The organism is Vallitalea longa, from assembly GCF_027923465.1.
Classification (GTDB): domain Bacteria; phylum Bacillota; class Clostridia; order Lachnospirales; family Vallitaleaceae; genus Vallitalea; species Vallitalea longa.
Window position 1 is genome coordinate 1 of the sequence record NZ_BRLB01000021.1, and the last position, 21,061, is coordinate 21,061.

22 protein-coding genes are annotated in these 21,061 nt (G+C 30.7%); all 22 read left to right on the plus strand.

What is annotated here, in order from left to right:
- Positions 1-26: 26 nt before the first annotated feature.
- The 22 genes from QMG30_RS21340 to QMG30_RS21445 all read left to right on the plus strand — a co-directional run bounded on the left by QMG30_RS21340 (position 27) and on the right by QMG30_RS21445 (position 21,048).
- Positions 27-200 (plus strand): hypothetical protein, encoded by a 174-nt coding sequence (locus tag QMG30_RS21340; RefSeq protein ID WP_281819025.1) that lies wholly within the window; start codon positions 27-29, stop codon positions 198-200.
- A gap of 18 nt (positions 201-218) precedes the next feature.
- Entirely contained in the window at positions 219-686 is a 468-nt protein-coding gene (gene rimP / locus QMG30_RS21345) for a ribosome maturation factor RimP (RefSeq protein WP_281819026.1), read from the plus strand.
- A 74-nt stretch (positions 687-760) separates the two neighbouring features.
- Positions 761-1,873, plus strand: a complete 1,113-nt coding sequence (gene nusA / locus QMG30_RS21350; protein WP_281819027.1) for a transcription termination factor NusA — start codon at positions 761-763, stop codon at positions 1,871-1,873.
- Positions 1,874-1,921: 48 nt separating this feature from the next.
- Positions 1,922-2,197 carry an RNase P modulator RnpM gene (rnpM, locus tag QMG30_RS21355; RefSeq protein WP_281819028.1) on the plus strand — a complete coding sequence of 92 codons (276 nt, stop codon included), beginning with the start codon at positions 1,922-1,924 and terminating at the stop codon, positions 2,195-2,197.
- Positions 2,190-2,492 (plus strand): L7Ae/L30e/S12e/Gadd45 family ribosomal protein, encoded by a 303-nt coding sequence (locus QMG30_RS21360; RefSeq protein ID WP_281819029.1) that lies wholly within the window; start codon positions 2,190-2,192, stop codon positions 2,490-2,492. Before rnpM ends, QMG30_RS21360 begins: the two co-directional genes overlap by 8 nt.
- Positions 2,493-2,523: 31 nt before the next feature.
- A complete protein-coding gene (gene infB / locus QMG30_RS21365; protein ID WP_281819030.1) occupies positions 2,524-4,491 on the plus strand; it encodes a translation initiation factor IF-2 in 1,968 nt (655 codons plus the stop codon).
- Between the two features lie 35 nt (positions 4,492-4,526).
- Positions 4,527-4,889, plus strand: a complete 363-nt coding sequence (gene rbfA, locus QMG30_RS21370) for a 30S ribosome-binding factor RbfA (protein ID WP_281819031.1) — start codon at positions 4,527-4,529, stop codon at positions 4,887-4,889.
- 2 nt (positions 4,890-4,891) lie between these two features.
- Positions 4,892-5,854, plus strand: a complete 963-nt coding sequence (locus tag QMG30_RS21375; protein WP_281819032.1) for a DHH family phosphoesterase — start codon at positions 4,892-4,894, stop codon at positions 5,852-5,854.
- Complete coding sequence (truB, locus tag QMG30_RS21380; protein ID WP_281819033.1) at positions 5,851-6,750, plus strand: tRNA pseudouridine(55) synthase TruB; 900 nt, start codon at positions 5,851-5,853, stop codon at positions 6,748-6,750. The genes QMG30_RS21375 and truB overlap by 4 nt, the downstream gene beginning before the upstream one ends.
- A 12-nt stretch (positions 6,751-6,762) precedes the next feature.
- Complete coding sequence (locus QMG30_RS21385; protein ID WP_281819034.1) at positions 6,763-7,686, plus strand: bifunctional riboflavin kinase/FAD synthetase; 924 nt, start codon at positions 6,763-6,765, stop codon at positions 7,684-7,686.
- 264 nt (positions 7,687-7,950) lie between these two features.
- Positions 7,951-8,211 (plus strand): 30S ribosomal protein S15, encoded by a 261-nt coding sequence (gene rpsO, locus QMG30_RS21390; RefSeq protein ID WP_281819035.1) that lies wholly within the window; start codon positions 7,951-7,953, stop codon positions 8,209-8,211.
- 238 nt (positions 8,212-8,449) lie between these two features.
- Entirely contained in the window at positions 8,450-10,549 is a 2,100-nt protein-coding gene (locus tag QMG30_RS21395; protein ID WP_281819036.1) for a polyribonucleotide nucleotidyltransferase, read from the plus strand.
- A 178-nt stretch (positions 10,550-10,727) separates the two neighbouring features.
- Positions 10,728-11,990, plus strand: a complete 1,263-nt coding sequence (locus tag QMG30_RS21400; RefSeq protein WP_281819037.1) for a M16 family metallopeptidase — start codon at positions 10,728-10,730, stop codon at positions 11,988-11,990.
- Positions 11,978-12,427: a dUTP diphosphatase gene (gene dut / locus QMG30_RS21405; protein ID WP_281819039.1), complete on the plus strand. Its 450-nt coding sequence runs from the start codon at positions 11,978-11,980 to the stop codon at positions 12,425-12,427. Before QMG30_RS21400 ends, dut begins: the two co-directional genes overlap by 13 nt.
- 149 nt (positions 12,428-12,576) lie before the next feature.
- The gene (locus QMG30_RS21410; protein ID WP_281819040.1) at positions 12,577-13,707 is read left to right on the plus strand and encodes an aldo/keto reductase; all 1,131 of its coding nucleotides are present in this window, start codon (positions 12,577-12,579) and stop codon (positions 13,705-13,707) included.
- A gap of 194 nt (positions 13,708-13,901) precedes the next feature.
- Positions 13,902-14,381: a VanZ family protein gene (locus tag QMG30_RS21415; protein ID WP_281819041.1), complete on the plus strand. Its 480-nt coding sequence runs from the start codon at positions 13,902-13,904 to the stop codon at positions 14,379-14,381.
- A 150-nt stretch (positions 14,382-14,531) separates the two neighbouring features.
- Complete coding sequence (locus QMG30_RS21420; RefSeq protein ID WP_281819042.1) at positions 14,532-15,743, plus strand: DegT/DnrJ/EryC1/StrS family aminotransferase; 1,212 nt, start codon at positions 14,532-14,534, stop codon at positions 15,741-15,743.
- A 25-nt stretch (positions 15,744-15,768) separates the two neighbouring features.
- Complete coding sequence (locus tag QMG30_RS21425; protein WP_281819133.1) at positions 15,769-16,488, plus strand: sugar transferase; 720 nt, start codon at positions 15,769-15,771, stop codon at positions 16,486-16,488.
- Between the two features lie 84 nt (positions 16,489-16,572).
- A complete protein-coding gene (locus QMG30_RS21430; protein ID WP_281819043.1) occupies positions 16,573-17,595 on the plus strand; it encodes a glycosyltransferase family 2 protein in 1,023 nt (340 codons plus the stop codon).
- A gap of 48 nt (positions 17,596-17,643) precedes the next feature.
- Positions 17,644-18,738 (plus strand): polysaccharide pyruvyl transferase family protein, encoded by a 1,095-nt coding sequence (locus QMG30_RS21435; protein ID WP_281819044.1) that lies wholly within the window; start codon positions 17,644-17,646, stop codon positions 18,736-18,738.
- Positions 18,739-18,753: 15 nt separating this feature from the next.
- Entirely contained in the window at positions 18,754-19,869 is a 1,116-nt protein-coding gene (locus QMG30_RS21440; RefSeq protein WP_281819045.1) for a glycosyltransferase family 1 protein, read from the plus strand.
- 87 nt (positions 19,870-19,956) lie between these two features.
- Complete coding sequence (locus tag QMG30_RS21445) at positions 19,957-21,048, plus strand: glycosyltransferase (RefSeq protein ID WP_281819047.1); 1,092 nt, start codon at positions 19,957-19,959, stop codon at positions 21,046-21,048.
- Positions 21,049-21,061: the final 13 nt, after the last annotated feature.

Below are 21,061 nucleotides of genomic sequence, written 5' to 3' on the forward strand. Positions count from 1 at the left end.
ATAATAAATGACGTAAGGTACTTATTATGAAGACACCTAAGCTAAAAGTATCTATAACTTATTATTTCGGCATCTGTAAATTAATAACAAGTATTTTCTTGCAAAATGAAGCTTTAGGTGTTATAATAGTTTCAGATATAATAATGAGTACTAGAAAGAGTGGACGAAAGTCCACTCTTGTTATGTATATAAGCCAATAGAAAGAAGGATGATAGAAGTTGTCATTTAGAGAACATGTAGAAACACTTGTAGAAGAAATTTTAACACCAATTCTAGAAGAGAATAAATTCGAACTTGTAGATATTGAGTATGTAAAAGAAGCTTCCAATTGGTATCTAAGAATTTTTATTGATAAAGATGGTGGGGTTACAATAGATGATTGTGAACTTGTAAGCAAATCTTTTGACAGTGAATTTGAAGATAAAGATCCAATAAAAGAACCATATATATTAGAAGTCAGTTCACCAGGGCTTGATAGACCATTGAAGAAAGATAAAGATTTTGCTAGAAGCCTAGGTGAAAAAGTAGAAGTGAAATTATATAAGTCTATTAATAAGCAAAAAGAATTTGTAGGCGTATTAAAAAGCTACGATGACGATAGTATAACACTTTTATTAGATGATGGAAAAGAATGGTCTGTTGCAAGGACTGATGTAGCAATTATTAGGCTAGCAATAATATTTTAAATATATTTAGCTGTTTCATTGGCTGAATTAAATACTTTTCTATAAGATATATAAAAATACTGAGGAGGATTAAAATGAATGCTGAATTTATTGAAGCATTGAATCAAATTGAGAAAGAAAAGGGTATTAGTAAGGATGTATTACTTGAGACAATTGAGGTTTCTTTAGTTACAGCATGTAAGAATAACTTTGGTACTGCACAGAATATAAAAGTGGAGATTGACCGTTTTAATGGTGATGTTTCAGTATATGCTGAAAAAGAAGTTGTAGTAGAAGCAGAAGACAAAAACCTTACCATTTCATTAGAGGATGCTAAGAAAATCAATCCAACCTATAAGCTTGGTGATATAATAAACATTGAAGTGACACCTAAGAATTTCGGTAGGATAGCAGCTCAAAAAGCTAAACAGGTTGTTGTTCAGAAAATAAGGGAAGCTGAAAGAGAAGTTATATTCAATCAGTATATAACTAAAGAGAAAGACGTAATCACTGGTATTATCCAAAGGCAAGTAAGAGATAATGTCATTATCAACTTGGGTAAGATTGATGCAATATTGGCAGACAAAGAACAAGTTCCAGGAGAAAAATATTATCCTAATGAAAGATATAAAGTATATGTTCTAGAAGTAAAAGAAAGTACTAAAGGACCTAAAGTATATGTTTCAAGAACTCATCCAGAACTTATAAAAAGACTATTCGAGCAGGAAGTTCCAGAAGTACATGATGGAGTTGTAGAGATAAAAGGCATATCCAGAGAAGCTGGTTCCAGAACCAAAATAGCTGTATTCTCCACTAATATGGATGTTGATCCTGTAGGATCATGTGTAGGTCATAACGGTGCGAGAGTTTCAATAATCGTTAACGAACTTAGAGGAGAGAAGATAGATATAATTCCTTGGGATGAAGATCCTGTGAAATTCATACAATCAGCTCTTAGTCCTTCAAAAGTAGTGAAAGTTATTGTTAATGAACAAGAAAAAAGTGCTAAAGTTGTCGTTCCTGACTATCAATTATCTCTTGCAATAGGTAAAGAAGGTCAGAATGCAAGATTAGCAGCTAAACTTACAGGTTACAGAATTGATATTAAGAGTGAAACACAAGCAAAAGAGACTAATTTTATAACTGAAGAAGAGACTCTAGGAGCGCTTTTATCAAGAAACGCTCTAGATGAAGAAGAACTTTACTAGTATTTACTTCTTTCATAACCATTCTTAAAAAACATAGAGAAGGGAATGATGAATATGGCTAGGAAAATACCTTTAAGAAAATGCACAGGTTGCCAAGAAATGAAGGATAAAAGACAATTGATTAGAATTGTGAAGACAAAAGAAGGTAACATATCCATTGACAGTACTGGTAAAAAAAATGGTAGAGGTGCATATATATGCAAATCTATAACATGTCTTGAAAAAGCTATTAAGAACAAAGGATTAGAACGATCTTTTAAAGGAAGCATACCAAGCGATGTATATAGTGCCCTTAAGGAGGAATTAATTAAAATAGATGAGTAAAAAAGTTTATTCTCTTTTAGGACTATGTCAAAGAGCTGCGATGCTTAGTTCAGGAGAATTCATGACAGAAAAAGCAGTAAAGAACAAAACAGCAAAATTAGTTATTATTGCAACAGATTCTTCAAAAAACACGAAAAAACTATTCAGCAATATATGTTTAACCAATAATATCAAGCTTATAGAGTTTGGTACCAAAGAAGAATTAGGTAAATCTATTGGTAAAGATATTAGAGCTTCTATAGGCATTCTGGATGAAGGATTTGCAAAAACTATTTTTGAGAATACTCGTAACTAATTTCAAGACTTAAATTTGCGGAGGTGGTAATATGTCAAAAGTTCGCGTATATGAAATCGCTAAACAACTTGGACTAAGTAATAAAGAATTACTTTCCACGTTAAAAGAATTCGATATCGAAGTGAAAAATCATATGAGCTCATTGACAGATGAGGAAGCAAGTATAATTAATGAATACTATGCTCCTAACAAAGGAAACAAAGAATCAGTAGCAGATGAGGCTATTGAGGCACAAGAAAATGAAGAAGCAGATGTAATACTTATACCTAAGAATATTACTGTAAAAGCTTTAGCAGAAAAATTGGAAAAACAAACTTCAGACATAGTAAAATCTCTTATGCTAAAAGGCATTATGGCTACTGCCAATCAAGAAATAGATTTTGATACTGCAACTTCAGTAGCATTAGAATACAACTTCCTTACAGAAGAAGAAGAGGAAACAGACATTGTAGAAGAATTCTTCAAGGAAGAACCAGATGATGAAAAAGATCTAGTTACAAGATCACCTATTGTCGTTGTAATGGGTCACGTTGACCATGGTAAGACATCTCTATTAGATGCAATACGTGAAAGTAACGTTACATCAAGAGAAGCCGGTGGAATAACACAACATATTGGTGCATCTATCGTAAGTATTAATGATAACGATATTACATTCTTAGATACACCTGGACACGAAGCTTTTACAGCCATGCGTCTAAGAGGTGCAATGGCAACAGATATAGCTATACTTGTAGTTGCTGCTGATGATGGTGTTATGCCTCAGACAATAGAAGCAATCAACCATGCTAAGGCTGCTAACGTACAGATTATAGTTGCTATCAATAAGATTGATAAACCAGGAGCTAATCCAGATAGAGTTAAACAAGAATTAGTAGATTATGGTTTAGTAGCAGAAGACTGGGGTGGAGATACTATATGTGTACCAGTTTCAGCTATAGAAAAAACAGGACTTGACCAATTACTTGAAATGATTCTTCTAGTATCTGAAATGGAAGAACTGAAAGCTAATCCTAACAAAAAAGCAAGTGGTACTATTATTGAAGCACAGCTTGATAAAGGAAGAGGTCCAGTAGCTACTGTTCTTATTCAAAACGGTACATTAAAAGTCGGTGACGCAATTATTGCAGGAACTGCATATGGTAAAATAAGAGCCATGATTGATGACAAAGGTAGAAGAGTCAAAAAAGCAGGACCTTCTATACCAGTTGAGATATTAGGACTATCAGAAGTTCCAATAGCCGGAGATGCTTTCTATACAGCTAAAAACGAAAGAGAAGCAAGACACGTTGCTGAAAAAGTCATAAGAAGAGACAGAGAGAAACTTATCCAGAATACACCTCAAAAAGTTACTCTTGATGATTTATTCAGCCAAATACAATCAGGTGATATGAAAGAACTTAACATAGTCGTTAAGGCTGATGTTCAAGGTTCAGTCGAAGCAGTAAAACAAAGTCTGGTAAAATTATCTAACGAAGAAGTTATGATAAAAGTAATCCACGGTGGAGTTGGTGCTATTAACGAATCTGACGTAATGTTAGCATCTGCATCTAATGCAATCATAATAGGTTTCAATGTTCGTCCAGAAGCCAGTGCAAAAGCAGTTGCAGATAGTGAAAAAATTGATATGCGTCTATATAGAGTAATATATAATGCTATCGAAGATATCGAAGCAGCTATGAAAGGTATGCTTGATCCTGAATATAAAGAAAAAGTTATCGGTCATGCAGAAGTAAGACAGACATTCAAAGTATCTAGTGTTGGTACTATAGGTGGTTCTTATGTGCTAGATGGTAAATTCGTAAGAAATGCAAAAGTCAGACTTGTTCGTGACGGTATTGTCGTATATGAAGGTGAACTAGCATCACTTAAGAGATTTAAAGATGACGTTAAAGAAGTCAATTCAGGATATGAATGTGGTATTATGCTTAATAAGTTCAATGATCTAAAAGAAGGAGATATTGTTGAAGCATTTATTATGGAAGAAATACCTAGATAGTTAATAGTGCTCATAATATTAGAAGGTGAGTAGAAATGAAAAAGAGAAGCAATAGAATTATTAAAATCAATGAAGAAATTAAAAGAGAAGTAAGCAGTATAATAAGTAGAGGCTTAAAAGACCCAAGAGTGAATCATATGACAAGTGTTGTAAGTGTGGATACTACTCCAGACTTGAAATACTGTAAAATATATGTAAGTGTTCTTGGAGATGAAAAATCTCAGAGTGATACTCTAGAAGGCCTAAAACGTTCAACAGGATATATTAGAAATGAACTTGCTAGAAAAATTAATCTAAGAAACACTCCAGAAATAACATTTGTGGTAGATCAATCTATTGAATACGGAATCAATATGTCAAAATTAATTGATAAAGTTAATAAACCAAAAGGTGAATAATCATGAATCTACAAGAAATAATAAATATATGTGGTGACAAGAAAAATATTATAATATCAGGACATATTCATCCAGATGGAGATTGTGTTGGTGCATGTTATGCATTAGCATCAATTCTCCATAAAAAAGGAATAGATGTAGAAATAGCTCTAGATGATGTACCTGATACATATGATTATCTAGTAGGAAGTAATTACTTATTAAAAACAATCAAGAAAGATATAGATATCTTTATCTCTCTTGATTGTGGTGATAAAGAAAGACTTGGAAGCAACTCTAAACTTTTTGATGAAGCAGCTGTAACTGTAAACATTGATCATCATATCAGTAATACCCAATTCGCTGACTACAATTATGTGTCAGACGTAAGTTCTACATGTGAGATAATATATGAAATACTTGATGGGTCTGATGATACTGACCTATTGGATAAAGATATATGTGAAGCTCTATATACTGGACTTATATATGATACTGGAGCATTCAAACACAGTAATACTACCAGAAGAACCCACCAAATAGCTGGTGACATAATTAGTTACGGAATAGATTTTACTGATATAACTAATAGGTTATTCTATTACAAGTCATACAAATCTCTTCAAATACTAGGCACTGCCATAAAAAATACTGAACGTCATATTAACGATAAATTGATATTGACAACACTCAGTACAGAAGAACTTGAAGAATATGACTGTAATAAAAAAGATACAGAAAGTATAGTGCAGATATTAAATGAAGTTACTGAATCAGAATGTGCCATATTCATTATGCAAGTAAGCAGTGATGAGTATAAAATAAGCTTGAGGTCACGTAACAATGTAGACGTATGTGCAATTGCCAGAGAATTCGGCGGCGGTGGACATATAAAAGCTTCTGGATGTACAATTTCAGGTAATCTTACTTCTATAAAAGAAAGATTGATCAATGTAGTTAAAAGGCAGATAGAGGAAAGAGCATGAACGGAATAATCAACATCTACAAAGAAAAAGGTTATACATCATTTGACGTAGTAGCAATACTACGTAAAAAGTTAAGAATCAAAAAAGTTGGACATACAGGTACACTGGACCCAGAAGCAGAAGGTGTACTTCCTGTATGTATCGGTAAAGCTACGAAAGTAGCCGATTACATTACTGATACTACTAAAATATACCAAGCAACCATGACTCTTGGTATAGAAACTGATACACAAGATCATACTGGTAAAATATTAAACCAGAAGGAAGTAACAAGCACCCATGAAGAAATAGAAGAAGCTATAAAATCTTTTATAGGTGATTATAAACAAGTACCACCAATGTATTCTGCCTTAAAAGTAAATGGAAAAAGATTATACGAATTAGCAAGACAAGGAAAAACTGTTGAAAGAAAAGCAAGAGATATCTATATATACGATATAGAAATTATTAAAATAGAAGGTAACAATATTGATATTAAAGTGGAGTGTTCCAAAGGTACATATATAAGAACGCTTTGTGCAGATATCGGAGCTGAACTTGGGTGTGGAGCTCATATGAGTAAGCTTGTAAGAACAAAATCAAGTCTATTCCATATAGAATCCAGTCTTAAGTTAAAAGAGATAGATTATTATATAGAAAATAATAGTTTGAATGAAATAATCACTAATGTAGATCAAGTATTTGCAGATTACGGTGAATTAATTATTCATTCAAAATTTGATAAATTCCTTTATAATGGAAATAAGTTGAAGCAAGAATATATAAAGGGTAATAAAGATATAGCTGAACAAACTAAGTATAGAATATATGATGAGAATAACAATTTCATCGGCATATATAGGACAGTGATCGTAGACGAAAGTATGATTCTGAAGCCGGTTAAATTGTTCTTGTAAGGAGACTGTCAGATGGAATATATAAAAGGCACAAAAGAATTTACATCTTCTCCTTGTGTTGTAGTCCTAGGTAATTTTGATGGAATACATATCGGTCATAGAAAACTAATATGTAAGGCCCTTCAGCTATCAAGAGAACTTGGTTTGAAATCATTGGTTTTGACATTTGATCCACATCCAAGTTTTGTATTAGCAAACAAGGAACCTGTTGACCTTATATATCTACGCTGTGAAAAAGAACGAATCCTAAAAGACATAGATGTATTCGTTGAATATCCCTATGATCTTAACACAGCAAAGATGACCCCAGAGAATTTTGTTGAAAAAGTTATAGCTGGGCAACTGAATGCTAAATATGTTGTAGTCGGTAAAGATTACAGATTTGGACACAAACGAAAAGGAGATATTGGATTATTAGAAAAACTATCTTCTATATATGATTATAAACTAGTTACAATCGATAAAATTGAATACAATGGTAATATCGTAAGCAGTACATGGATCAGAAAAGAAATAAAAGAAGGTAATATCAGTCTTGCTAATGAACTATTGGGTGCCAATTTTAGTATAAAGGGAAAAGTTGTAGAAGGTAAAAAGAATGGAAAGAGATTTTTGTACCCTACAGCTAACATAATACCCCATAGATACAAGATATTACCACCTAACGGGGTATATTATTCCCATATCTACGTGAATAATCAAAAATATCATAGTATTACTAATATTGGTATTAACCCAACATTGAATGGTCAACAAAAAGTTGTAGAAACACATATATTAGATTTTGATGAAGACATATATGGAGAAACTGTAATTGTTGAACTTATAGAATTCATTAGAAAAGAAAAGAAATTTAATTCTATAGATGAATTAAAACAAGAAATAACTAACAATATTAATTATGTTACAGAATTAATCCGCAAACACGAGGATTAAAATTAATTAAAGAAATAATTAGTAAATTGTATTATTTTTAGTAAAAATGTTAAAAATATACTAAGTATAGAGATTATAATGTATAGTTGTTAATATAGATATTCTTGGACAAAAAAAATAATGAAATACCATACAAAATAATTTGTTTACAAAAATATCTATTTATGATAAAATTTATTGATGGAAGCCATTGCTCAGATACTTGGGAAACTCCGACCCTTTCTTAGCAATCGGTGTTATCTAAAATTATGGAGGTAAGAAATAATGGAAAAGACTAAACAAGAAATTATCGCAGAATTTGGAAGAAATGCTACTGACACTGGTTCACCAGAAGTTCAGATTGCATTACTAACTGCAAGAATCAATCACTTAACTGAGCATTTGAAAATGCACAAGAAAGACCATCACTCAAGAAGAGGATTACTTATGATGGTAGGTCAAAGAAGAGGTTTATTACAATATCTTAAGAACAAAGATATTGAAGGATATCGTGTCTTAATCAAGAAATTAGGATTAAGAAGATAGTTGAATTCTTATTTGATTACAACCTAGAAACCTGTTTTTAGGTTATTAAAAGAGCGGAGAAATCCGCTCTATAATTTTAAATTATGAATATGAGTTATTGACACTTGTCTTTAGTACTAGCATAGTTAACCTTTAGTCATTAGTTTTTGTTTTTAATAGATAAGCATTTGAAGATGAAAACTAACGACTAAGGACCTAGACTAAAGACAACCAAAATTATTTGAAGGGAGATTGTTAAATGTCTAGAGTATATTCATTAGAATTAGCAGGTAGGACACTATCTGTTGAAATTGGCAAAGTTGCCGAACAAGCTAATGGAGCTGCATTATTAAGATATGGTAATACTGTTGTATTAACCACTGCTACAGCTTCAGAAAAACCACGTGAAGGAATTGATTTTTTCCCATTAAGCGTTGATTACCAAGAACGTCTATATTCAGTAGGAAAAATACCAGGTGGTTTCATTAAGAGAGAGGGAAAACCTACAGAAAATGCTGTACTGACTTCAAGAGTAATTGATAGACCTATCAGACCATTATTCCCAAAAGATTACAGAAATGACTGTGCTATCGTTAATACAGTACTATCTGTTGACCAAGATTGTCAACCTGAATTACTTGCCATGATTGGATCATCTATAGCATTATCAATATCAGATATACCATTCCAAGGACCTACAAGTTCTATTATGGTTGGATATGTAGATGGAGAATTTGTTATTAATCCTACAGCCGACCAAAGAGAAAAATCCAAATTAGCTTTAACAGTTGCATCTACTAGTGAAAAAGTTGTTATGATTGAAGCTGGTGCTGACGAAATACCAGAAGAGACTATGGTACAAGCAATATTTAAAGCTCATGAAGAAAATCAAAAAGTTGTAGAATGGATTAATGAAATAGTTGAAAAAGAAGGAAAAGAAAAGGCCGGTTACGAACAATCAATTGTTCCAGAAGAAGTATACGAAGCAATCGTTGACTATGTAGGCGATGAAAGAATGGAAACTGCTGTATTCACTGATGTAAAACAAGAAAGACAAGAGAGAATATCAGCAATTACAGATGAACTTACTGAGAAATTCCAGGAAGAACATGAAGACTGGTTAGAATATATAGGCGAAGCAATATACAAATACCAAAAACAAACTGTAAGAAGAATGATTTTAAAAGACCACAAAAGACCAGACGGTCGTGCTCTCGACGAAATCAGGAAATTGAAGTCTGAAGTAGACTTATTACCTAATACACATGGTTCAGCATTATTCAGCCGTGGACAAACTCAAGTTCTTACAATAACAACATTAGGTCCACTAGGAGAAGTTCAAGTACTTGATGGATTAGATGAATTAGAAACATCTAAGAGATATATACATCATTATAACTTCCCATCATATTCTGTTGGTGAAACAAGACCATCAAGAGGACCTGGACGTAGAGAAATAGGTCACGGTGCATTAGCTGAAAGAGCATTACTACCAGTAATACCTTCAGAAGAAGAGTTCCCATATGCAATAAGACTCGTATCTGAAGTACTAAGCTCCAACGGTTCAACTTCACAAGGAAGTATCTGTGCAAGTACATTATCACTTATGGCATCTGGTGTACCAATCAAAGCACCAGTAGCAGGTATCTCAGTTGGACTTGTAACAGGTGAGACTGACGATGATTATGTAATGCTAACAGATATTCAAGGACTTGAAGACTTCTTCGGAGATATGGACTTCAAGGTAGCAGGAACACAAAAAGGAATCACTGCAATCCAAATGGATATTAAGATACATGGACTTACTAATGAAATAATAGAAAAAGCTATATATCAAACTAGAAGAGCTAGATTATTTATCCTAGACGAAGTTATGTTGAAAACTATTGACGAACCAAGAAAAGAATTATCTGATATGGCACCAAAGATTTTCCAAACTAAGATTGACCCAGAAAAGATAAGCGAAGTTATCGGACCTCGTGGAAAAACTATCAATAAGATAATTGATGAAACTGGAGTTAAGATTGATATCGAAGACGATGGAAGAATCTTCATCTGTGGTGTAGACAGCAAAGCTACTGACAAAGCGTTAAAGATCATTGAATCAATCGCTAAAGATATTGAAGTAGGCAAGATCTATACTGGAAAAGTTGCAAGAATCACTAAATTCGGTGCATTCGTTGAAATCGCTCCAGGAAAAGATGGACTTGTACACATATCAAAACTTGCTCATGAAAGAGTAGCAAAAGTTGAAGATGTTGTCAGCATAGGAGATGAAATCCTAGTTAAGGTTACAGAAATAGATCGTCAAGGAAGAATTAATCTATCAAGAAAAGATGCATTACCAAAAGAGAAATAATTGTTGATATATATATTGGAAGTTTAGTAGCTTGATTATGGTATGAATTAAAGGAGGGTGTCTACCCTTTTTTAATTCTTCTTGCTTTTATCGTGTTGAAGCAAATACACATAATGTATTATTATAAATTATTATTTATGATACAATGACGGATTAAGCAATTTTTGGAGGATAGAGAATGGTTAAAATGAAAACTATGGACAATGGATTATGTGTAGTTGGTGAAGAAAATTCATTCGTACGCTCCATTGCACTTGGAATATGGATAAGAAATGGTTCGATAGATGAAAATAAAAAGAATAATGGAATTTCCCACTTCATAGAACATATGATGTTCAAAGGAACAGAAAAAAGAACAGCAAAAGATATCGCTGACGAAATGTCAGAAGTTGGTGGTAGAATCAATGCATTTACAGGAAAAGAATATATGTGCTACTATGCTCATACACTTGATAACCATATAGATGTAGCACTTGATGTCCTATCTGATATGATACTCAATTCTTCTATGAAACCCGAAGATATGAAAAAAGAAAAAGGTGTCATATTAGAAGAAATAAATATGTATGAAGATTCACCAGAAGAGATTGTTCATGATCTGATTCAAGAAGAAGCTTGGAGCGGTTCTACGTTAGGTTATAACATTCTTGGAACAGAAGAACTAATTAACAATTTTACCAAAGAAGATATCAAGGACTATATGTCCAAATATTATATACCAGAAAATATTGTCATATCAGTAGTGGGAAAATTTGATTTTGATGAAATGTTCGAAAAAATAAGCAATAAGTTTTCTGCACTAAAAAGTAGAAAAAGAATTCCTAGAATAGATAAACTAGATTACAAAAAATGTTTTGTAACCAAGGATAAAGACATTGAACAAGTTCATCTATGTCTATCTTTTCCAAGCATTCCATATAACTCTGATGATATATATATTTTATCCATACTCAACACTATTCTTGGAGGCGGAATCAACTCAAGACTATTCCAAACAATACGTGAAGAAAAGGGACTGGCATATTCTATATATTCATATGTAGAATCTTACAATATCGCAGGCATGCTTAATATATATGCAGCGACCAACCCTACTCAGATAGAACAAGTTATCCTAAGTGTTATGGACGAAATCAATCTTCTACTAGAAAAAGGAATAGACGAAAAAGAATTGAATCAGACAAAAGAACAACTAAAGAGTAACCTGATAATAGGACTGGAAAACATGAATTCCAGAATGTCAAGTTACGGAAAAACAAAACTCATGATAGATAGAATCAAAACACAGGATGAAATGATAGAAGGAATCAACGCTGTTAACCTAGACAGTTTCATTAACTTCGCCAAAAAAACATTCAATTACAGCGAGATGAGTACCTCTCTCGTTGGAAGACATAAAGATATAGATATCGAAAGGATAAAAAATATATGCATAAGATAAAAGTCTATGTAGAGCAGACAGACAGTGGAAAGACATTACCATTACCCAAGTATATGAGTACAGATGCAGCAGGGATGGATCTATACGCTTGCTTAGAAGATGACGTGTTATTAGAAAAAGGTAAAATAAAATTGATACCGGCAGGTATCAAGATAGCCCTCCCCTCTGGATATGAAGCTCAGATTAGACCTAGAAGTGGCCTTGCATTAAAACATGGTATAAGCCTTGTCAATACTCCAGGGACTATAGATGCAGATTACAGGGGAGAAATCAAAGTAATAATGATCAACTTTGGTGAAGAAGATTTTCTCATCAAACACGGAGAAAGAATTGCTCAAATGGTAATCAATAAAATAGAGCAAGTCGACTTAGAAGTAACAGATACATTAGAAGAAACAACTAGAGGTTCAGGAGGCTTCGGTCATACTGGCAAATAAATATATATATAGTAAATAAGCCTTATGAAACTTAAACGTAAGGCTTTTATATTATAATCGTTGATGTTATACTTAAAAGGAGTCATACAGTGTTATTATACATGACCTTATATAACTTACGTGTTAAAAAAAATTAATGAGGTGGTTAAATGCAGTATAAGTTATTTGGGAAAACGAATGAAGAGGTATCAAGACTAGGTTTCGGCTGCATGAGGTTTCAGACTAAAAACGGATACAGTAGAAAAATAGACGAGGAAATTGCACTTAAGCAGGTACGTTATGCTATTGACAATGGTGTTAATTATATAGATACTGCATATAATTATCACGGAGGAGAAAGTGAGAAGCTAGTTGCAAAAGTTCTAAAAGATGGTTATAGAGAAAAGGTTAAATTAGCTACTAAATTACCTTCATGGTTAATTAAATCAAGAGAAGATATGGATAAATATCTTAATGAACAGCTAGAGAAATTAGAAACAGATCATATAGATTTCTATCTATTACATACACTCAACAAGAAATTCTGGAATACATTAAAAGAAAATGATGTATTAGACTTCTTAGAAAGCATAGTGAAAGATGGACGAGTTAAACATGTTGGTTTTTCATTTCATGATGAACTAAGCTTATTCAAAGAAATTGTTGACTCTTATGATTGGGATTTCTGCCAGATACAGTATAACTATTTAGATGAAAATTATCAAGCAGGTACAGAAGGACTAAAATATGCAAAAGCAAAAGGTATGGGTGTAGTCATAATGGAACCATTAAGAGGTGGTAATCTTTCCAAGAAAGTTCCAGATGATATAAAAGCCATATGGGACAAGGCTGATATCAAGAGATCACCTGCTGAATGGGCATTGAAATTCATATTCAATCATCCTGAAGTAGATGTAGTCCTAAGTGGAATGAATGAGATGGAGCATATAGAGGAAAATATCAGGATTGCTTCAGAGACTACCCCTAATTCACTTACTGACAAGGAAATACAACTAATCAATAATGTAAAAGAAGAATATAAAAATAAGATTAAAGTCGGTTGTACAAAATGTGCTTACTGTATGCCATGTCCAAAAGGTGTAGATATACCTGCTTGCTTTTCGTTATACAATGAATCTTCCATGTTTGACTTTGATATGGCTAAACTGGAATATAGTAAATTTGTTAAAAAAGAGAATAAAGCAAGCGCATGTATTGAATGTGGACAGTGTGAAGAGAAATGTCCACAACATTTGAACATAAGAGAGAAACTAAAAGAAGTTGAAGAGCTTTTTGAATAGTAGGAGATGCCTAAGGCATCTCCTTTTTCGATAATATACAATTTTCATTCATTTCTAGCATGGTTTTGTAGAGTAAAATGTTTTTTTGTAACATATTTTATTGTATATTATAGAAAAATTTGGTATAGTATATAAAGATGAAATTTATGGAAACAGATTTCAGAGTATTAAAACAAGGATGTGCATTAATTTAAATGAACATAAAAAAAATAATAGTAATAATAGTTATACTAGCGTTAATGGTTGGAATAAATTTGTTTTCTTCTCAGACAGCTACTGAATCAGACAGAGTATCATCAAAGATAGCAAAGACTGTAGTAACAAAATTAGGGATCATAACAGAGGAACAAGCTCAAGATGATTCCCATCCAATAATCGAACAAGCTGATCATATTATCAGGAAAGCAGCTCATTTCAGTATTTATTTTTTCCTTGCGTTCATATTATATATATTTTTTTATTGGCAAATGAAAAATCCATGGAAGGCGTTTTTTATTGCTTGGATTATTGCGATTGTTTATGCCATGTTTGATGAATATCATCAGACTTTTGTCAATGGGAGAAGCGGAGAGATAAGAGATGTTATTATAGATAGTTCGGGAGCATTGTGTGGAATATTGGTATGTAAAGTGATTATGTTATTTATAAATAAGAAAAAAGGGGAAAAATATTAATATATGTATATTAATATATAAATTATTTTTTGTGTTGACATACAAATAAAGAGTTGTATAATGTTATGTGGTACATATATATGAAATTATTTTGTGTAATGTTATCAATGTTTTTTAGAGTATTAAATTTAAAATAAAGAGGGAGTTATTATGAATGAAAAGATAGTTCGAAACATATCTTTCTCACCGCCAGATATTACTGATGCGGAGATAAATGAAGTGATTAAAGCGATGAAGTCTGGTTGGATTACAACTGGTCCAAGAACTAAAAAATTAGAAAAAGAAATAGCTGAATATATTGGTGTTAATAAAGCAGTATGTTTTAATTCGGCAACATCTGCAATGGAGATGACATTACGTATTTTAGGTGTAGGGCCTGGAGACGAAGTTATTACATCTGCATATACATATACTGCATCAGCCTCAGTTATAAATCATGTTGGTGCAAAGATTATTTTGGTTGACACAGCGCCTAATTCATTTGAAATGGACTATGAACAACTTGCTGATGCAATTACAGAGAATACAAAAGTTATTATTCCTGTTGATTTAGCAGGTAAAATGTGTGATTATGATAAGATATTTAAAATTGTAGAAAGCAAAAAAGAACTATTTAAACCAAATAATACAATTCAAGAACTATTTAATAGGATAATCATAATGGCAGATTCAGCTCATGCTTTTGGTGCTAAAAGAAAAGGTCTTATCTGTGGGCAAGTAGCAGATTTTACATGTTTCTCATTTCATGCAGTTAAAAACCTCACTACTTCTGAGGGAGGGGCTGCTGTTTGGCGTAATAATACGGGATTAAATGATGAAGAACTATATAAACAATATATGCTATATAGTTTACATGGCCAATCTAAGGATGCATTAGCCAAGACAAAAAAAGGTGCATGGGAATATGATATTGTTTATCCTGCGTATAAGTGTAATATGACTGATATTCTTGCGTCACTTGGGCTTGTTCAGTTAAGTAGATATAATAAATTGTTAAAGAGACGTAAGCAAATTGTAGAGATGTATGATAAAGCACTTAAACCGTTAGGCATAATGAGTTTACAGCACTATGGTGATGATTTTTCTTCTAGTGGACATCTTTATTTAGCTAGAATACCTGAGATTGAAGAGGCAAAGAGAAATGAAATTATTATAAAAATGGCTGAAGCAGGTGTAGCATGTAATGTTCATTATAAACCATTACCTATGTTTACAGCGTATAAAAATTTAGGGTTTGATATTAAGCATTATCCTAATGCTTATGATATGTATAAGAATGAGATTACTTTCCCACTTCATACGTTACTTAGTGATGATGATATACAATATATAATTAATAACTTAAAGATAATTTTAGACTAATATAAATATGGAGGAATGGTAAGTGTTGTTAAGAAAATGGGATGACTTACCCAGCAATATGAAAAACGCTAGTGTTAAGGAATATTATGATATATTGTGTAAAAAAAGATTTAGCTTATTATTAAAACGTATATTTGATATAATATTTGCTATTCTTATTTTTATAGTTTTATCACCTATATTTATTGTTTTAAGTATTATAATTAAAATAGATTCTAAAGGACCAATTATGTTTAGACAAGTAAGGATAACTCAATATGGAAAACCCTTTAGAATTTATAAATTCCGTACTATGGTTGTTAATGCGGAAAAATTAGGATCTCAAGTAACAACTAAAAATGATGTTAGGGTAACAAGGGTTGGAAAATTTTTAAGAAAATATCGATTAGATGAGTTTCCTCAATTATTTAATATAATTACAGGTGATATGAGTTTTGTTGGTACTAGGCCTGAAGTTAGTAAATATGTTGAAAGATATACGGAAAAAATGATTGCTACTTTACTACTTCCTGCCGGTGTTACTTCTGAAGCTAGTATACAGTATAAGGATGAAGAGTTAGTATTAACTTTAGCTGAAGCTGCTAATGAGACCTATGTAAAAAAAGTGCTACCAGAAAAGATGAAGTATAACTTAAGGAGTATTGAGGCATTTAGTTTCCTTGGAGATATCAGAACAATGATTAGAACAGTAGTGGTTGTTGTAAAGAAACATGATATTAAATTAAATGTAGATATAAATGGTTAAAATAAAAAGAACCATATCTATAGTATAGACGATTTTAATTATAATTTTTATAGATTTGTTAGAAAATGTTAAGGAGGTACTGAGTTGTTAGTTTCATTTATAGTTGTAGCTCTTAATGCAGGAGAAAAACTTAGGAGTTTAATTCAAGATATTAATAAACAAGATTATGATCATAAATGTATTGAAATTATCTTTGTTGATGGTAATTCAGAGGATAATACAAAAGAAATAATGTATAACTTCGCAAAATCAGAGCATGACTTTAATAAAATTTGTATATTAGATAATCCTAAAAAGATATTACCTTGTGGTTGGAATATAGCTCTTAAAGAAAGCAAAGGTGATATAATTTTAAGAGTAGATGCCCATTCCTCAATACCATCTAATTTTATTCAAAAAAATGTTAGTGCTATACAATCAGGTGAAAAGATTGTTGGTGGACATAGAATTAGCATCATTGATGAAAAAAGTGCGTGGCAGAAAACTCTTCTGATAGCAGAAACATCTTTATTTGGGAGCGGAATAGCCAGTTATAGAAGAATCAAAGAAAAGGAATATGTTAGTACTTTAGCTCATGCTGCTTATTCAAAAGAAGTGTTCAAACAAGTTGGGGGATATGATGAAAGATTAGCTAGAACTGAGGATAATGAAATCCATTATCGTATGAAAAAGGCGGGATTTAAATTTTTACTAGATCCAGATATTAAATCATATCATCATGCAAGAAATACTTTTACAAAGATGCTTAAGCAAAAATTCATGAATGGTTATTGGATAGGGCTTACACTTGGTGTTTCTCCAAGATGCTTTTCAGTATATCATTTTGTCCCATTGTTATTTGTGTTAGCAATTTTAAGTGGATTATTATTAAGTAATTTTGGATTTGCAGTACCGATCTTGTCTTTAGCAATATTATATAGTTTTTTCAATATTATTAATACAGTTTTTTCAATAATTAGTAAAAGATTTGAGTTGAGTTATCTATTACTGCCAGTGTTGTTTTTTTTACTCCATATAAGTTATGGACTAGGAACAATAAAAGGCATTTTCAAATTGCCAATTTGGTTACATGAAAATAGAGCTTTTATAAAAATAGATATTAACTGAAATGTTAATTATTAAAAAATATAATTAAAATGAAATGAGGATGTATAAATGTGGAATCATATTAAGATTATAAAAAAAATCAAGTCTATTCTGCCATCAGAGTTAAAATTAATCTTAATAAGGATAATAGTGGCTACACAGTATATTAAATATACTCTATTTCCTAAAAAAGTGCAAAACATTGACAAAAAAAAGAAAACTATATTTATTTTATTAAGTACTGATTATTCTAACCTAGGTGATCATGCTATGACATATGCTCATATAAAATATATTAGGGAGAACAATTCTGATACTCAGGTTGTTGAAATTCTAGTAAATGATACTTTAAAATACTTAAAATATTTGTTATCAATAATAAAACCTGATGATATTTTAACTTTAAAAGGGGGAGGAAATGTTGGCCTTGAGTATTTTAGAGAGGAGTTATATAGAAGAATTTTATTGAAAAAATTTAACAAAAACAAAATTGTAATGTTTCCTCAAACTGTGTATTTTCCAAATACATCAAAAGGTAAACGTGAATTTGTAAATACAATAAATGTTTTTACGAATCATTCTCAATTTTATGCGTTTTTTAGAGATAGGACTTCATTTGACTTAGTGAAAAATTATTTAAATAATAAAGTATTTTTAGTACCAGATATTACATTATCTTTAGGGAATTTAGGAATAAAAAATGATAGAATAGGTGTTACTATATGTCTTAGATCTGATAAAGAAGGTATTTTAACAAATAAACATAAGCAAATGGTTATAAATTGCTGTAAAAATCAATTTGAACATATAAATATAACAGATACAATTACTGACTATCAAATATCTATTAAAGAAAGAGAAAATGAACTGAATAAAATTTGGAATACATTTTCATCATCTAGGTTAATTGTAACCGATCGTTTACATGGGATGATATTTGCTGCAATTACAGCTACGCCGTGCATAGTTTTTAGCAACTATAATCATAAATTAATTGACCAATATAAATGGTTGGAACATCTCAATTATATAAAATTTATAAAGTGTGAAAAGAAAGAGATATATTCAGCAATACAACAACTTAATAATATAAAAGTTATTCCATATAATGCTGAGATATATAGTGATTTATACAGTAAAATAAATGAAATAATAATAAAATAAGGTGGCTTATTAATTATGAATGATAAAATAAAGATTTTACATATAATAGGGAAGCGTCCAAGAGGAGGAATAGGAACATTTTTATTAAATATGCATAGTAATATTGATGTATCAAAGATTCAATTTGAATATTTAATAAATGCTGAAACTCCAGAAGGTGATTTTGATAGGAAAGTAAAAGAATTAGGAGGAAAAGTTTATGTTTTGCCAGAATTAAGATATAAAAACACTCTCAAATATTTAAAGGAATTAAACCACTTTTTTGAATGTCATAATGATTATAAGGCTGTACATGTTCATTCTGCGAATATAGGAGTATTTAATTTTGTTCAAGCTAAAAAACACGGTATTAATTATCTAATTGTACATAGTCATAATACTAAGTATTCTGACAAAAAGTTAAATAGTATAAGAAACTTTTTTATGCAAATACCATTAAAAAAAATGGCTAATATATATTTTGCCTGTTCAAAAAAAGCAGGTAAATTTTTATTTGGTAAGAATAATATTGATAAAGGTAAAGTATATATAGCAAATAACGCAATAAATGCAGAAAAATTTAGATATAATAAATCTATAAGGGAAAAAACAAGGAAGAAATTAGGTATACAGAATAAACTTGTTTTAGGACATGTAGGGAGATTTAATAATCAAAAGAATCACGATTTTTTAATTGATATTTTTCAAAAAGTTCATGAAGTTAAAAAAAATAGTATATTAATTTTAATTGGTGATGGGGAACTTGAAAATGAAATAAGATTAAAAGTAAAAAGATTAAACTTGGAAAAATTTGTGTATTTTTTAGGAATAAGAAGTGATGTTGCTGATTTATTTCAAGCTTTTGATCTATTTATATTACCTTCTTTATTTGAGGGGTTACCATTAGTTGGTATAGAAGCACAAGCTTCAGGATTACCATGTATCTTGTCTGATAGTATTACAGATGAGATAAAAATTACGGATAATGTTGAATTTATAAGTTTAAGTCATGACTGTAATTACTGGGCAAATAAGTTAATAGAAATTACAAAAAAAAATATTAGAGAAGATACATATAATAATATTGTTAAATCAGGGTATGATGCAAAATTTGCTGCAAAAAAGCTTCAACAATTTTATATTGATTTATAGTTATAAGAAAAATTATCCCTATAATAAAATGAAAACAAGTATTATTTATATAAAAGAACTATAATTTTGAATAGGAGTGGAACAAAAATGAAAATTATTATATTAGGTTTCTTAAGGTCACGAAAAGGAGCATTATCATTTGGTGGTGCTGAGAAATCTATGATTATGTTAGCAAACAATCTTGAAAAATTTGGACATGAGGTTCATTTGGTTTCATTATTAGGTAATCATATAGTTTATCCTATAAATAAAAATGTAAAATATCATTATTCAAAAGATTATAAAGGTAATAAAATTGTTACTCATTTAAAAATCATGAAAAATACTAAAAAAATTGTTTGTGAATATAGTCCTGATGTTGTTATTTCATTTTGGTTACATCCTGCTTTGTATACTTTTGTTTTAAAGCATAATAAAGATATTAAAGTTATCTATGCAGAAAGAAATGATCCTGAATTAGAATATGGATTTATTATTAAAAAAATAAGAAATTATATTTTACCTAAATTAGATGGATTTGTATTTCAAACAAAGGGGGCCAAGAAATATTTTTCAAAAAAAATACAAAAGAGATCAATAGTTATTCATAATCCTTTGTATATTAAATATGAAACATATCCTTTTAAGAATGAAAAAGATACTAGAATAATTAGTGTCGGTAGATTGAGTAATCAAAAGAATCATAAATTACTTATTAATGCATTTTCAATAATAGCACAAGAATTTCCAGACTATACTTTAGAGATATATGGTGAGGGGGTCTTGGAATTAGAATTAAAACTATTAATAAAAGAAAAAAAATTGGAAAATAGAGTTAAATTAATGGGAACAACAAAGGAAATATTAAGGAAAATTTATGGAACTTCAATGTTTGTTTTACCTTCTCTTTATGAAGGAATGCCAAATGCTTTGATGGAGGCAATGGCTTTAGGAATTCCGTGTATTTCAGCAGATTGTCCTCCTGGTGGTCCAAAAGAATTAATTAATAATGGAGAAAATGGGTTACTTTTTCAAGTAGGAAATGTTAGGGATTTGGCTGATAAAATGAAATATTTATTAATAAATCAAAATAAGGCTAATGAGATGGGTAAAAAGGCAAAAAATATTTGCAATACTCATACAACTGATAACATATTCCAATTATGGAATGATTATATACTAAATATAATAAATGGTTGAAAATTGATGCAAT

Bases quoted from the DNA above. Each gene is read 5' to 3' on its own strand.
- QMG30_RS21340 (WP_281819025.1), top strand. From the start codon at position 27: ATGAAGACACCTAAGCTAAAAGTATCTATAACTTATTATTTCGGCATC.
- nusA (WP_281819027.1), top strand. From the start codon at position 761: ATGAATGCTGAATTTATTGAAGCATTGAATCAAATTGAGAAAGAAAAG.
- rnpM (WP_281819028.1), top strand. From the start codon at position 1,922: ATGAATATGGCTAGGAAAATACCTTTAAGAAAATGCACAGGTTGCCAA.
- QMG30_RS21360 (WP_281819029.1), top strand. From the start codon at position 2,190: ATGAGTAAAAAAGTTTATTCTCTTTTAGGACTATGTCAAAGAGCTGCG.
- infB (WP_281819030.1), top strand. From the start codon at position 2,524: ATGTCAAAAGTTCGCGTATATGAAATCGCTAAACAACTTGGACTAAGT.
- rbfA (WP_281819031.1), top strand. From the start codon at position 4,527: ATGAAAAAGAGAAGCAATAGAATTATTAAAATCAATGAAGAAATTAAA.
- QMG30_RS21375 (WP_281819032.1), top strand. From the start codon at position 4,892: ATGAATCTACAAGAAATAATAAATATATGTGGTGACAAGAAAAATATT.
- truB (WP_281819033.1), top strand. From the start codon at position 5,851: ATGAACGGAATAATCAACATCTACAAAGAAAAAGGTTATACATCATTT.
- QMG30_RS21385 (WP_281819034.1), top strand. From the start codon at position 6,763: ATGGAATATATAAAAGGCACAAAAGAATTTACATCTTCTCCTTGTGTT.
- rpsO (WP_281819035.1), top strand. From the start codon at position 7,951: ATGGAAAAGACTAAACAAGAAATTATCGCAGAATTTGGAAGAAATGCT.
- QMG30_RS21395 (WP_281819036.1), top strand. From the start codon at position 8,450: ATGTCTAGAGTATATTCATTAGAATTAGCAGGTAGGACACTATCTGTT.
- QMG30_RS21400 (WP_281819037.1), top strand. From the start codon at position 10,728: ATGGTTAAAATGAAAACTATGGACAATGGATTATGTGTAGTTGGTGAA.
- dut (WP_281819039.1), top strand. From the start codon at position 11,978: ATGCATAAGATAAAAGTCTATGTAGAGCAGACAGACAGTGGAAAGACA.
- QMG30_RS21410 (WP_281819040.1), top strand. From the start codon at position 12,577: ATGCAGTATAAGTTATTTGGGAAAACGAATGAAGAGGTATCAAGACTA.
- QMG30_RS21415 (WP_281819041.1), top strand. From the start codon at position 13,902: ATGAACATAAAAAAAATAATAGTAATAATAGTTATACTAGCGTTAATG.
- QMG30_RS21420 (WP_281819042.1), top strand. From the start codon at position 14,532: ATGAATGAAAAGATAGTTCGAAACATATCTTTCTCACCGCCAGATATT.
- QMG30_RS21435 (WP_281819044.1), top strand. From the start codon at position 17,644: ATGTGGAATCATATTAAGATTATAAAAAAAATCAAGTCTATTCTGCCA.
- QMG30_RS21440 (WP_281819045.1), top strand. From the start codon at position 18,754: ATGAATGATAAAATAAAGATTTTACATATAATAGGGAAGCGTCCAAGA.
- QMG30_RS21445 (WP_281819047.1), top strand. From the start codon at position 19,957: ATGAAAATTATTATATTAGGTTTCTTAAGGTCACGAAAAGGAGCATTA.